Below are 14,263 nucleotides of genomic sequence, written 5' to 3'. Positions count from 1 at the left end.
CGGTCACCGTGACCGCGCTGACCGCCGCGCTCGTCCAGCCCCTCGCGGCCGGGGCCGCGACTCCGCCCGCACCCCCGTCCGACGCGAAGCTGGCGAAGACCGCCGCCCGTCACGACCTCACCCGCGAGCAGTTCTACTTCGTCCTGCCGGACCGTTTCGCCAACGGTGACAAGGCCAACGACAAGGGCGGCCTCACCGGCTCGCGCCTCGCGACCGGCTACGACCCCACCGACAAGGGCTTCTACCAGGGCGGCGACCTCAAGGGTCTGACCGAGCGCCTCGACTACATCAAGGGCCTGGGCACGACCTCCATCTGGCTCGCGCCCATCTTCAAGAACCAGCCTGTCCAGGGCGCCGGCGAGAACGCCTCCGCCGGCTACCACGGCTACTGGATCGCCGACTTCACCCAGGTCGACCCGCACTTCGGCACCAACAAGGACCTCGAAACCCTGATCTCCAAGGCCCACGCCAAGGGCGTGAAGGTCTTCTTCGACGTCATCACCAACCACACCGCCGACGTCGTCGACCACGAGGAGAAGTCCTACGACTACCTCTCCAAGGGCGCCTTCCCCTACCTGACCAAGGACGGGAAGCCCTTCGACGACGCCGACTACGCGGATGGGACGAAGACCTTCCCGAAGGTCGACCGGAACTCCTTCCCCCGGACCCCCGTCGTCCCCGCCGCCAAGAAGAACGCCAAGGTCCCCTCCTGGCTCAACGACCCGACGATGTACCACAACCGGGGTGACTCCACCTGGGCCGGCGAGTCCGCGACCTACGGCGACTTCGTCGGGCTGGACGATCTGTGGACCGAGCGTCCCGAGGTCGTCTCCGGGATGGAGAAGATCTACGAGAAGTGGGTCAGGGACTTCGACATCGACGGCTTCCGGATCGACACCGTGAAGCACGTCAACATGGAGTTCTGGACCCAGTGGGCCACCGCGCTCGACGCGTATGCCGCGAAGAAGGGCCGCGACGACTTCTTCATGTTCGGCGAGGTCTATTCCGCCGACACGTCCGTGACCTCCCCGTACGTCACCCAGGGTCGCCTCGACTCCACGCTCGACTTCCCGTTCCAGGACGCGGCACGGTCGTACGCCTCCCAGGGCGGCAGTGCGCAGAAGCTCGCCTCGGTCTTCGGGGACGACTACAAGTACACGACCGACAAGTCCAACGCGTACGAGCAGGTCTCCTTCCTCGGCAACCACGACATGGGCCGCATCGGGACTTTCCTGAAGCAGGACAACCCGAAGGCCGGCGACGCCGAACTGCTCGCCAAGGACAGGCTCGCCAACGAGCTGATGTTCCTCAGCCGCGGCAACCCGGTCATCTACTACGGCGACGAGCAGGGCTTCACCGGTGCGGGCGGTGACAAGGACTCCCGCCAGACCATGTTCGCCTCCGAGGTCGCCGACTACCTGGACGACGACCAGCTCGGCACGGACCGTACGCACGCCTCGGACGCGTACGACACGAGAGCACCGCTCTACCAGCAGATCAGTGCTCTCGCCAAGCTCCGCAAGGCCAACCCGGCCCTCGCCGACGGAGTCCAGACCGAGCGTTACGCGGCCGACGGGGCGGGCGTCTACGCCTTCTCCCGCACCGATGCCAGGACCGGCACCGAGTACGTCGTCGCCTTCAACAACGCGGGTGAGGCCAGGACCGCCACCTTCGCGACCGGCTCGGCCAACATGGCCCTCAAGGGCATCTACGGGACGACGGCGAAGGTGAAGAGCGACGCCGACCGCAAGGTCACCGTCACCGTCCCGGCCGGGTCCGCGATCGTCCTCAAGGCCACCGGTCAGCCGGCGAAGCCCGCCACCGAGCCGTCCCTCACGCTCAAGGCCCCGGCCACCGGCGCCACCGGCACGGTGGAGATCAGCGCCGACGATGGGGGCACCTCCCGCTCGAGCGGAGCCGAGAGTGGGGGAGGCGGACAGCTCAACCGCGTCGTCTTCGCCGCCCAGGTCGGCAACGGCAAGTGGAAGACACTGGGCTCCGCCGACCACGCCCCGTACAAGGTCACCCAGACCATCGACGAGGACGTAGCCGCCGGAACCGCCCTGCGCTACAAGGCGGTTGTGATCGACCGGACCGGACGAACGGTGAGCGCCACGGCGACCTCCACCACGGGCACCCCGCCCGCCCCCGAGGCCCCCACCGCCTCCTCGCGCGACTACGCGATCGTCCACTACGAGCGCGCCGACGGCGACTACACCGACTGGCGGCTGTACGCCTGGGGTGACATCGCCGAGGGGGAGGAGACGACCTGGCCGAACGGCCATGACTTCATCGGGCGGGACGCGTACGGCGCTTTCGCCTACGTCAAGCTCAAGCCCGGTGCCTCCGACGTCAGTTACCTCGTCATCGACAAGGACGGCAACAAGGACGTCTCCGCCGACCGCACGATCGACGTCACGAAGACGGGCGAGATCTGGGTCGAGCAGGGCAAGGAAGCCGTACGCACGGAACGGCCGACGTATCCCGAGCAGGACACGACCAAGGCCGTCCTGCACTACCACCGCGCCGACGGGAACTACGACGGCTGGGGCCTGCACGTCTGGTCCGGCGCCGCGAACCCCACGGACTGGGCGAAGCCGCTGGAGCCGGTGCGGACCGACGCCTACGGCGCCGTCTTCGAGGTGCCGCTCACCGACGGGGCCACCAGCCTCAGTTACATCATCCACAAGGGCGACGAAAAGGACCTCTCCACCGACCAGGCGCTCGACCTCAAGGGCAACGGCCACGAGGTGTGGCTCCTGAACGGCCAGGAGAAGTACCTGCTCCCGCAGCCGGCGGGCAGCGCGGCCGCCCTCGACCTGTCCACCTCCAAGGCGGTCTGGATCGACCGGAACACCCTCGCCTGGAACGGCGACGACACCGCCGCCTCCACCCAGCTGCTGTACTCCCGCACCGGCTCCATCGCCGCGAAGGACGGCACGCTGACGAGCACCGACGAGCGATGGCTCCGACTCACCAGATCGGCCCTCACCGACGCCCAGAAGGCGAAGTTCCCGCACCTGAAGTCGTACACCGCCTGGACCGTCGACCCGCGCGACCGCGACCGGGTCCGCGAGGCCCTGCGCGGCCAGCTCGTCGCCTCCCAACGCGCGGCGACCGGGGCCGTGCTCGCGGGGACGGGCGTGCAGATCGCCGGCGTACTCGACGATCTGTACGACGGCTCCGGTGCCGACCTCGGCCCGACCTTCCGCGACGGCCGTCCCACGCTCGCCGTCTGGGCGCCCACGGCCCAGAGCGTGTCGTTGGAACTCGACAGCAAGACGCTCCCCATGAAGCGGAACGACACCACCGGCGTCTGGTCCGTCACCGGTGAGAAGTCCTGGAAGAACAAGCCCTACCGGTACGTCGTGCGGGTGTGGGCCCCGAGCGTCGCCGAGGTCGTCACCAACAAGGTCACCGACCCGTACTCCGTCGCCCTGACCGCCGACTCCGAGCGCAGCCTCGTCGTCGACCTGCAGGACAAGTCCCTGGCGCCCAGCGGCTGGTCGTCGTACGGCAAACCCGAGGCGGTGCCGCTGAAGGACGCGCAGATCCAGGAACTGCACGTCCGGGACTTCTCCATCGACGACAAGACCGTGCCCGCGAAGGACAAGGGCACCTACCTCGCCTTCACCGACAAGGGCAGCGACGGGTCGAAGCATCTGCGGGAGCTGGCGAAGGCGGGCACGTCCTACGTCCATCTCCTCCCCGTGGCCGACATCGCCACCATCCCCGAGAAGAAGGCGGACCAGGCGACCGTCGACTGCGACCTCGGCTCGTACGCCGCCGACTCCGACAAGCAGCAGGAGTGCGTGGCCAAGGCTGCGGCGAAGGACGGGTTCAACTGGGGCTACGACCCGTACCACTACACGGTTCCGGAGGGCTCGTACGCGACCGACCCGGACGGTACGCGGCGCACGGTCGAGTTCCGGAAGATGGTGAAGGCGCTCAACGGCGACGGCCTCGGGGTCGTGCTGGACGTGGTCTACAACCACACCCCGGCGAGCGGTCAGGCCGACAAGAGCGTCCTCGACAAGGTGGTCCCCGGCTACTACCACCGGCTCCTCGCCGACGGTTCGGTCGCCACCTCCACCTGCTGCGCCAACACCGCGCCCGAGAACACGATGATGGGCAAGCTGGTCGTCGACTCGATCGTCACCTGGGCCAAGGAGTACAAGGTCGACGGGTTCCGCTTCGACCTGATGGGGCACCACCCGAAGGCCAACATCCTGGCGGTCAGGAAGGCCCTCGACGCGCTGACGCCGAAGAAGGACGGCGTCGACGGGAAGAAGATCATCCTGTATGGGGAGGGCTGGAACTTCGGTGAGGTCGCCGACGACGCGCGCTTCGTCCAGGCCACGCAGAAGAACATGGCCGGGACGGGCATCGCGACCTTCTCCGACCGGGCCCGTGACGCGGTGCGCGGCGGCGGCCCCTTCGACGAGGACCCGGGTGTCCAGGGCTTCGCGTCCGGTCTCTACACCGAGCCCAACTCCTCGGACGACAACGGCACTCCGGCCGAGCAGAAGGCACGGCTGCTGCACTACCAGGACCTCGTCAAGGTCGGCCTGAGCGGCAACCTCGCGAACTACCGGTTCACCGACACCGACGGCAAGGAGGTCAAGGGCTCCGAGGTCGACTACAACGGGGCCCCCGCCGGATACGCGGACGCCCCCGGCGACGCCCTCGCCTATGTCGACGCCCACGACAACGAGTCGCTGTTCGACGCGCTGGCCTTCAAGCTGCCGGTCTCGACGAGCGGGGCCGACCGGGCCCGTATGCAGGTCCTCGCCATGGCGACGGCCGCCCTCTCCCAGGGCCCGGCGCTCTCCCAGGCGGGCACCGACCTGCTGCGTTCCAAGTCGCTCGACCGGAACTCCTACGACAGCGGCGACTGGTTCAACGCGATCCACTGGGACTGCCGGGACGGCGGCAACGGCTTCGGACGCGGACTGCCGCTCGCGGCCGACAACCAGTCCAAGTGGCCCTACGCCAAACCCCTGTTGACCTCCGTCGGCGTCGGCTGCGAGCAGATCGAGGGGGCCTCGGCGGCGTACCGGGACCTGCTGAGGATCCGTACGACGGAGGACGTGTTCTCCCTCGACACGGCAGGTCAGGTGCAGTCGAAGCTGGCCTTCCCGCTGTCGGGGAAGGACGAGACCCCGGGCGTGATCACCATGGAACTCGGCGACCTCGTCGTCGTCTTCAACGCCACCCCCGAGAAGCGGAAGCAGACCGTGGACAACCTGGCCGGGACGGGGTACGCCCTGCATCGGGTACAGGCGGCGGGTGCGGACTCTACCGTCCGGACCTCGTCGTACGAAGCGGAATCGGGGACGTTCGTCGTTCCGGGGCGGACCGTGGCCGTATTCGCACGATCCGACCGGTAGGGCGCTAGCTTGGGTGGTGCGGGCGGAGAGGGGACGCCTGCACCACCCGAGCTTCAGCGACGACGAGAGCCTCATGAGCCTGATGGCCGACGAAGCAAGCACCACGGTGCTGGTGGTCGATGACGCGGCCGCCAGCCGGTACGCGATGGGCGCGGTGTTGCGCCGGGCCGGGCACAGCGTCGTCCCCGTCGCCAGCGCCGGTGAGGCCCTCGCCGAACTCGACGTACGGCTCCGCTCGGGAGCCCTGCCCGACGTCGCCCTCGTCGACGTCGGCCTCCCCGACATGAGCGGCTTCGAACTCTGCCGCCGGCTCAAGGCCCGGCCCCCGATGGCGGCCCTGCCCGTCGTCCACTTCTCCGCCGCCTCCGTCGCCCCCAGCGACCGCTGCCGGGGACTGGACGCGGGCGGCGAGGCCTATCTGACGGTGCCCGCCGAACCGGAGGAGATCCAGGCGGTCGTCCGCGCGGCCGTCCGCGGCGCCCGCATGCGCAACGGCGCCGAAGCCCTCGTACGACGGCTCACGCTGCTGTCCGAGACCATCGTCGACGTCCAGGCCGCCCGCACCCTGGAGGAGCTGGCCGGAGCCGCCGCCGAAGGAGCTGCCCGGCTCACCCGGTCGCCCGCCGCCGTGTTCGTGCTCGGCGAGGACGGCCACCTCTACAGGGGCACCTCCCGGGCCAGAGCCCGCACCACCCTCCCCGACGCGGGCGCGCACGACGCCGTGGCCCGGCTCATCCGCCGTATCACCGACGGCAACCCCGGGCCGCACGACACCGTCGTCCCCGCGCCCCTGTGGCCCGCGGGCTTCTTCCGGCCCGGTGTCACCGAGGACGCCCGTCTGGTCCTGGCCCGCGCCGAGAGCGGCACACCCGTCTGCGTCGCCACACCCCTGAGCGGCACCCGTGGCAGGGCCTCCGACACCACGGGCCTGGTCGCCCGCCTCGCCCAGGCCACGGCCCTGGCCGCGCAGCCCCTCCTCATGTACCAGGTCGAGCGCCATGTCGCGCTCACCCTCCAGCACAGCTTCCTGCCCAAACGGGTGCCCGAGTTCCCCGGCCTCGAAGTGGTCGTCCGGTACGTCCCCGCGTCCCGCCAGACCGAGATCGGCGGCGACTTCTACGCGGCCCTTTCGACCCCGGGCGGCGTCCTCACCGCCGTCGGCGACGTCGTCGGGCACTCGCTGGACGCGGCCACCGTGATGGTCGAGATACGGCACGCCCTGCGCGCCTACTGCGTGGAGCAGTCCGACCCGGCGGCGCTCGCCCAGCGGCTCGACCGGATGCTCCAGCACTACCACCCCGACGTCACCGCCACGGTCTGTCTGGCCCTCGTCGAGCCGGGCAGCGGGCGCGTACGGATCGCCAACGCGGGCCACATCCCGCCGCTGATCGTCCGCGACTCCGGCGAAGCCGAGTATGTGAAGGCCGCCGGGCCGCTTCTAGGGCTCGGCCTCGAACGGCCCGAGCCCACGGAGACGATCCTCTGGCCCACCGACCGGCTCCTCATGGTCACCGACGGGCTCGTCGAGACCCGGGGCATCGATCTCTCGCTCTCCCTGGAGCAGCTGCGGGCCGCCGCGGCGGGCGCTCCGGCCGGGACCGTCGCGTTGTGCGACACGTTGCTGCACTGTTTCGGGCGGGACCGGGAGGACGACATCGCGATGCTGGCGTTGCGCCTGCGGCTAGGCTGACCCGGTTGCCTTGTTGTTGTCGACCTTGCCGTAGAGGGGCGCCCCATGCCGCAGATCACCGTGGACTACTCCGCCGTACTCTCCGACGGGTTCGACCGGCCCGCTTTCGCCAAGGCCCTGCATGAGGAGGTCGTGCGGACCGCTGCCGCGAAGCCGGAGGCGTGCAAGACGCAGTTCCGGGCGAGCGAGGACACGGTTGTCGGTCCCGACGTGACAGGGCATGCGATTCTGCACGTCACATTGGGGCTGCTCGCGGGGCGGACCGATGACACGAAGGTGACGTTGACGGAGAACGTGCTGGAGCTGGTTCGGGAGTATGTGAAGCCTTCGGCGGGGGTGGCGCTTCATGCGTCGGCGGAAGTGCGGGACCTTGATCCTTCGTACCGGAAGTTCGAGATCTAGGCGCCGTTGGGGCTTCTGAGGGGGCGGCTGCGGGAGCGTCGTGGTTGCTCGCGCAGTTCCCCGCGCCCCTAAAAAACTTAGCCGCGCCCCAAAGTCACAAGGAGCCCGGTCAAGTCGCTGAACGGGCCGTCTGTCGGCTCCTCGGCGAGCACCCTGCTGAGCAGGGTCGCCATTTCCTCGTCCTGTGCCGCGCTCACCGCGGCCAGCGCCGCGAAGTCGTGGACCAGTTGGATCTCCAGCTCCTTCCTCGGGATGCGGCGGCCGTCCAGCCAGAGCAGGGCCGTGGACTCGGCGAGGGAGATCCAGGAGCGGATGACGAGTTCGAGGCGGGCGGGTGCGGCGTCGACGTCGAGGTGCGAAAGGATCTGGACATAGGCGGCCTGGCGTACGCCGTCGATGAGGGCGTTGGTGCGGGACGAACCGACGGCCGGGCCGCCGCGCATCAGCGCGGAGAAACCGGGGCCGTGTGCGTCGACGAAGTCGAAGAAGCGGTGCGTGACGCGGAGCAGACGGGCGCCGAGCGGGCCCTCGCGGGGCTCGACGAAACGGCTCGCGAGATCGTCGGAGGCACGCGTCAACGCGGCCTCGTACAGGCTGAGTTTGCCCGGGAAGTAGTGATAGACGAGCGGGCGTGAGATGCCCGCCGCCGACGCTATCTCGTCGATGGAGACCTCGTCGGGCGAGCGCCGGCTGAACAGCTCGAGGGCGACCCCGATCAACTGCTGCCGCCGCTCCTCCACACCCATCCTGCGGCGCGCACCGGTTCGCATGCGAACACCCTACCGATTGATTCCAGCCCGCCATGGGCTGGATTGCGTATAGGTGTTCGATCCGCTCCGTCACCGGGCCGACTGAAGTCCTTTGATCTCCCGGCCGTTCGCCAGGGTGCCCTTCAACTCGGCCTGTGCGCCCTCTTCGGCCGGTACGGCGAGGAGGTTGCCCGACGCCGATGCGCTCGCCCCACCGGTCAGTTCGACGGAGACGGTGTCCTTGCTGCCGGCGGCGAGCAGATACGAGTCACCGGTCGCGGACTTCCAGGGGCCGGCGGCGAGAACGTGCCGGTCGGCCGGGCCGCAGGCGGGGACCTCGGCGGCGGCGGCCGTGATGTACGCGCCGGCCGGGGTGTTGAACTGGGTCAACGCCCGGGTTCCCGCGCCCCGCCAGGTCTCGGTGCGGGTGCAGACCCAGTCGGCCGTGCCGCTGCCGTCGGGGAGGGGCTGGCGGGCGAACTGCCAGGCGTTCACGGTCCGCACGCCCTGCGACCGTACGGCGGCCAGGGAGCAGGCGAAGGGCGCCCAGGCCGCCGGCGCGGCGGACGCGTCACGACCCGGCGACGCGGTCGACGGGCGGCCGACCGTGAGGTGCGCGGGGGTCACCTCGGACAGATCCGTCAGCAGCCGCGTACCGCGCGTGGCGTCGGTCAGCTGCAGGACGTCCCACGACCGGCACTCTCCGGTACGCACCGCCGGGCTGCCGAACGGGGCCGTCGTCCCGTCCTTCGTCAGCGCGAGCTTGCGCACCGCGGCGTCGGGCTTCGCCAGATCCCGTACGGCCGCCTCGCGCACCCAAGGAGCCGTCAGATAGCGGACGTTGCCGTCGGACCGGCCCAGCACCAGGGCGCTCGCGCCGGCGCCGGCCGCCCCGTCGACCCGGGTCAGGTCGAGGGCGGCCATGCCCGGGTCGACGAGGGGCTCGGCGTAACGGGCGATGCGCAGGCCGTCGTGGAGCAGGACGACCCGGAGGTTGTCGACCTTGCCCGCGTACAGCAGTTGCGGCGGGCCGGGCGGGGGGCCGGCCTGGGTGCCGAGGGTGACCGCGACCTGCACGGAGTCGCCGGGCCGGGCCCAGACCGCGAGGGCGCGCCGCAGCAGGGCCTTGTCGCCGGTGAGGTCGCCGCGCGCGGGCCAGGTCGTGAAGTCGGTACGCCCCGTCGTCTGCCACGCCGTGGCCGTGGCCGTCGTCAACTTGCCTGGATCGAGGGCCGCCTGGGCCGCAGGATTCCGGGCGTACGGGGGTGCCGCCGCGCCGTCGGGCCCCCACCCCTCCCCGGGCAGGCCGAGGAGCGCCCCGCACACGACCACGGCGGCCGTGGCGGCCTGCGCGGCCTTCACGTGCTGGCGGCGGCGCATCAGATCGGTGGGGCGGGCGTGCAGCGAACAGGGGTCGTACTCGGGGGAGGAGAGCAGCGCGTACTGCTGGGCCGACACGGAGTCGGCCTCCTTCAGCGCCGCGGCCGGGTTGTCGACACCGGCCTCTTCAAGAAGTGTCCTGATCGCCGGGTCGGGGAGCTTCTCCAGACCGCGCAGGACATAGGCGGCGCGAGCCGGGGAGGTGAGCGCCGACAGCCGCTGGTCCAGGGCCAGTTCGTCGGCGCCGCCCGAGCGGGGGGAGAGACGCAGGCCCCACACACGCGGGAGCAGCGGCGGCAGTTGGGACCGCTTCGGCCACGCCTTGCGTCGGAGGGGAAGGCCCGCCTCCAGGGCGGTGCGGAAGACTTGGAGCCGGACAAAGGCGTACCCGGGGTTGCGCTCCCGGCCCGCCACCGCCCCCGTTCCCGTCCCCGTTCCCGTCTCCGTCGCCTGCGCCGGGATCAGGGATGCCGCCTTACGTCCCCTCGGCAGCGCCCGCTGCGTCAGCGCGTGTGCCGTCAGCACGCGACGGTTCCGGCCCAGGCTCGGCGGCAACGTCAGATAAGCGAGCCGGACAAGACGCGGGTAGTGCTCGACGAGCGCGGCCTCCGCCTGCTCGACGTCCACGACCGACTTCTGGACGCGGGAAGATGCGGGGCGCGGGGCGACATCCTGTGACTGCACGTTCAGCAAAACGAGCGAATGGTCGGATGGTCACCTTGCCGCTCCGCTGGGGTGGGGCAGGGGCGCCTAGTAGCTCGGGGGTGCCTGTGGGTTGGCGGGTGCGGGTGGGTCGTGGTTGCTCGCGCAGTTCCTCGCGCCCCTCAAAAAGCAGGGGCTGCGCCCCGTGCCTTTTGTCTTTCAGGGGCGCGGGGAACTGCGCGAGCAACCACAACCCACCCGCAGCAAACCACCCATCGGCGGCGGGGGCGATGAAAGCTAGGTGAGCGACCAGCCGCTGAACTCGACCAACCCCCGCGCCCCGCTCCCTCCATTCGTGGCGCTCATGAAAAGGCCCACATCCTGCCCTCCACTCGCCGCCCCCGGCACCGCCACCGTGGCCACGGCCCTCCATGTAGCCCCGTCATCGGTCGAGCACTCACCCATGTACGACCCCACCCCCACCCGACTCAACCGCAGCACCACCGGCGCCTTGACCCCCGTGATCCGCCGGTACGTATCGAGCGTCCCGTCCCCTGTACTGTCGTACGACAACACCACCCCGTTCGCCGGAGTGACCGCCAGATTCAGGAACCCCGGCGCCCCGGCCGTACCGAGGCTGTTCCGCACCACGATCCCCGCCCGCGCCCAATTCCCCGTCGCCGCCTGGGAGTCGACCCGAAGCGTGACGGACGTACCGTCCCGAAGCGCCCCCGCCCGATAGACCGTGCCGAACTCCGCCGTCCCCCGCCACAGATCCGCCCCGGCCCCATCGATGGCGAACCGGTCCTCCATCTGTCCGAAGACGGCCCCGTTGTCGGTGTAGGTGCTCCACCCCGAATCCAGCGGCCCCGCCTCGAAGAGCGTCCCGTCGAAGCGGCCCTCGACCCGGTCCTCGCCCCGGGGCCCGTACGTGACCGTGATCGCGTAGGGAAGTGGCCGAAGCGGCCGTTCCAACGGCGTACCCGGCGCGTCCGCGCGCCAGCGCACCGTCCCCGACCCGGCCGCCGGAACGCTCGGCAACGATGTCGGCCCCTCCGGCTCGGCCGTACCGTCGAAGCCGCTGAGGGAGAAGTCCACCTGCCCGGTGGCCCGCAGCCCGTTGACATTGCGGAAGACCGCCGACAGCCGCGCACTCCCGCCGGGCGGCAGCACCGGCGGCTCCGCGGTGACGGTCAGCGTCCCCTGGTACGGCGCCCGCGCCAGCACGTCACGCACCCGCGCCGCCGACCGGTACGCGTCGCCCACCGGCCGCAGCGGATAGTCCTTGCGCTCCCGGGTCCACGGCTCCTCGAACGCGAACCAGTCCACGGCCGCCGGAGCGCTCCCCGTGGCGAGCGCGTCCTCCAGGGTGTCGAGCCACTTCTGCCAGCGCGGGACGTAGAAGTCGGCCATGAGGCCGTTCCACTCCCGGTTGCCGTACTCGTGCAGATTCCCCGTGTCCGAGGTCGCCCGCCCGCCCCACACCGTGATCAGGACCTTCGCCGTCCGCTCGAACTCGGCCCGCTCGGCGTCGTTCGTCGCCATCAGCCGTGCGTCGTTCACCCACGGGCCCAGCAGGAACGCCCCGTTCGTGCCCGTGACCTCGTCGGACAGCCGCATCAGCCGCAGCCAGAGGGTGGACAGGGCACGGAAGGTGTCGAGGTCCTTGCGCCGGTAGGCCGCGCGGAGTTGCGGCAGGTACTGGCGGCTGCGGTGCGCGAGCGCCTGCCGCGCCACGTCCACCACGTCGTACCTGTACGCCGGGTTGCGGCGCAGCCCGCCCGCCACCCCCAGCAGCCCGGCGAGGGCCGCGTCGAAGCGCCCCGGGTCGTACGTCAGTGCCCTCGGCGCGTACTCGGCGGCGCGGTTCGCGGCCAGGTCGGGGCGGGCGCAGAAGAGGGAGTCGTGCGGGTCGCTGCGCTCCACGGCCTGCTGCTGGTACGCCGTGTCGTGCAGCGCCCGCCAGGCCCCGCGGGCGGAGTCGTCGCGGCCGCCGTAACGGAAGTCGGCGTACGAGGAGAACCAGGCGGCCCGGTCGAGCTTCCTCGGTGTCCAGGCCAGTTCGGAGAAGAGCTCGAAGGCCGCCGGGTCGCGGTCGGTGGCCTCCGGCATGAACGCCGTACCGGCGAGCGCGCTGTCCGCCTTGTCCCGCCAGGCGAAGAACTTGTCGTTCCAGAGGTGCGCGCGGGCCCCGATGGTCGTACGGCCGCCGAAGTTGGGGATCGTGCCGAAGCAGTACGGGGTGCCGCCCCAGTCGCGTTCGCGGTCGGTGACACTGGCGTAGCGGTCGGAGACACCGTCGACGATCAGCATCTTCGACCTGTCGATGGCGTCCAGCAGCTCCGGCAGTGGGTTCTCCTGCCAGCCGAGGATCACCCAGGTGGCGCCCGGGTGGGCCTTCTGGAGGGCCTTCTCCACACCCTGCGCGGCGTCCGGCACCGGCACGTCACCCGCCGTGCCGCCCTCGTGCAGGAGGTCCATCTTGAAGTGGGCCGCCTCGCCGAACACGTCCTTCACATGGCCGTAGAAGGAGGAGGCGACACGGGCGAAGGCGTCGGTGCGCGGATCGAGCCAGTCGGGGCGTTCGAAGCCGTGCCAGATGCCCTGCGGGACGACGTGCGCGTCACCGCCGTTGCGCTCCACGAACTCCTTGGGGACGTGCCCGTAGTAGCCGGGGAGCACGGGGGACATGCCCAGCTCGCGCAGGCGGTCGGTGATCCGCCGGCCCAGTGCGGCCCGGCGGGCGATCAGCTCGGGGGAGAGGGGGCCGCCGTAGCCGGAGAGGTTCTGGAGCAGCCACCAGGGCTGGTGCGAGGGTGCGGGGAGCCAGGCCCGGGACTCCTCGTCGGAGTACCCGAAGTCCTTCAGCAGCCGGTGGTAGACGGCCTCCATACCCGCGATGACCAGGACCTCGTTGCAGCCGTGGGCCGCCAGGAGGTCGATCTGGTGTTCCCAGTACGACCAGTCCGCGTACGGGGCGGTGTAGCCGTCGTTGGTGTCGTTGAGGGCGAAGCGGTGGGGGAGGGCCGTGGATCTCTCCAGGGAGCGGGCGGGCGCGGGGAGGCGGCTCGGGAGGTCGAGCTGGCTGCCGTTCCAGGCGAGGTGGGCCCCGCAGACGTACTTGAGGTACCAGTGGACGCCCATGAGCAGGGTGGCCGGTGTCGTGGCCTGGACCTGGATGCGTCCGGTGGTGCCTGTGACACGGAACCGGTCGACGGTGCCGCTCCGGTCGAGCAGACTGAGCCGGAACTGTCCGGCATGACCGGGCAGCAGCCGATTGAGCGCGGAGCGCGCGGGAGCCGTATCGAAGGCGGGGCCCTCGCCGGGGCTCTCTGCGGCGTGGGCCGGGACCGGCCATTGCAGGTAGGTTCCGAGGCCGATGACACCGGCCGAGCCCAGCACCGTGCGTCGCGACGGACAGTTCATGTCTGTGTGCCCCCTGTGTCGACAGTGGCGGCACGCTAACTGGGCGACCGTCCGTGAACAACGGTGCGCACGGAGCTGGCGAGTTCACGTCGCCGGAACGGACCCGGAGGTACGGATGAGTTTGACGAGGAAGAGGCTTGCGGGGAGCGCGGCAGGAGCGGTCGCCGCCCTGCTGATGCTGACCGGCTGCGGCTCGGCCGACGACGCCGAGGCCGCCGTCCCCAAGACGGCGAGCGGGACGCTGGAGCACATCGCGGGCGAGGTGGGCTGCAAGCCGGACATGCAGACGGACGCGGACACGATCCGCCAGGCCCTCTGCACGAACAAGGACGGCGACTTCGACGGCAAGTTCGTCCTCGCGACCTTCGCCACCGACCGGGGCCAGGCGGAGTGGCTCGCCGGCGCCAAGGACTACGGCGGCTACTACCTCGTCGGCCGCAAGTGGGTCGCCGTTGGCGAGGAGAAGACGGTCAACGGGCTGCAGGGCACGCTCGGCGGGGAGATGCAGGAGGGGTCCGAGCACATGAACCCCGGTGGCAGCCACAACAACGGCAGCCACAGCGGCTGACCGCGCGCATCGAGGC

7 protein-coding genes are annotated in these 14,263 nt (G+C 70.6%); 4 read left to right on the top strand and 3 right to left on the bottom strand.

Annotation, left to right across the window (positions count from 1 at the left end):
* From pulA to ACFU53_RS40930, 3 genes are all read left to right on the top strand, one after another.
* On the top strand, nt 1-5,390 hold a 5,390-nt coding region (gene pulA / locus ACFU53_RS40940), incomplete at its 5' end, for a pullulanase-type alpha-1,6-glucosidase (protein WP_384004625.1).
* 82 nt (nt 5,391-5,472) lie between these two features.
* Nucleotides 5,473-7,080 (top strand): SpoIIE family protein phosphatase, encoded by a 1,608-nt coding sequence (locus tag ACFU53_RS40935; RefSeq protein WP_384004623.1) that lies wholly within the window; start codon nt 5,473-5,475, stop codon nt 7,078-7,080.
* 45 nt (nt 7,081-7,125) lie between these two features.
* Complete coding sequence (locus ACFU53_RS40930) at nt 7,126-7,482, top strand: 5-carboxymethyl-2-hydroxymuconate Delta-isomerase (protein WP_384004621.1); 357 nt, start codon at nt 7,126-7,128, stop codon at nt 7,480-7,482.
* A 77-nt stretch (nt 7,483-7,559) separates the two neighbouring features.
* Here ACFU53_RS40930 and ACFU53_RS40925 read toward each other — a convergent pair whose 3' ends face one another.
* The 3 genes from ACFU53_RS40925 to ACFU53_RS40915 all read right to left on the bottom strand — a co-directional run bounded on the left by ACFU53_RS40925 (nt 7,560) and on the right by ACFU53_RS40915 (nt 13,679).
* The gene (locus ACFU53_RS40925) at nt 7,560-8,252 is read right to left on the bottom strand and encodes a TetR/AcrR family transcriptional regulator (protein ID WP_384004620.1); all 693 of its coding nucleotides are present in this window, start codon (nt 8,250-8,252) and stop codon (nt 7,560-7,562) included.
* A 69-nt stretch (nt 8,253-8,321) separates the two neighbouring features.
* A complete protein-coding gene (locus ACFU53_RS40920) occupies nt 8,322-10,295 on the bottom strand; it encodes a hypothetical protein (RefSeq protein ID WP_384004618.1) in 1,974 nt (657 codons plus the stop codon).
* Between the two features lie 255 nt (nt 10,296-10,550).
* Nucleotides 10,551-13,679: an alpha-N-acetylglucosaminidase gene (locus tag ACFU53_RS40915; protein ID WP_384004616.1), complete on the bottom strand. Its 3,129-nt coding sequence runs from the start codon at nt 13,677-13,679 to the stop codon at nt 10,551-10,553.
* Nucleotides 13,680-13,794: 115 nt separating this feature from the next.
* Between ACFU53_RS40915 and ACFU53_RS40910 the strand changes: the two genes are divergently transcribed.
* Nucleotides 13,795-14,247 carry a hypothetical protein gene (locus ACFU53_RS40910; RefSeq protein ID WP_384004614.1) on the top strand — a complete coding sequence of 151 codons (453 nt, stop codon included), beginning with the start codon at nt 13,795-13,797 and terminating at the stop codon, nt 14,245-14,247.
* The last annotated feature ends 16 nt before the right edge of the window (nt 14,248-14,263 follow it).

The organism is Streptomyces sp. NPDC057474 (assembly GCF_042802555.1).
Classification (GTDB): Bacteria; Actinomycetota; Actinomycetes; order Streptomycetales; family Streptomycetaceae; genus Streptomyces.
This window is presented reverse-complemented; position numbering and strand designations above follow the sequence as displayed.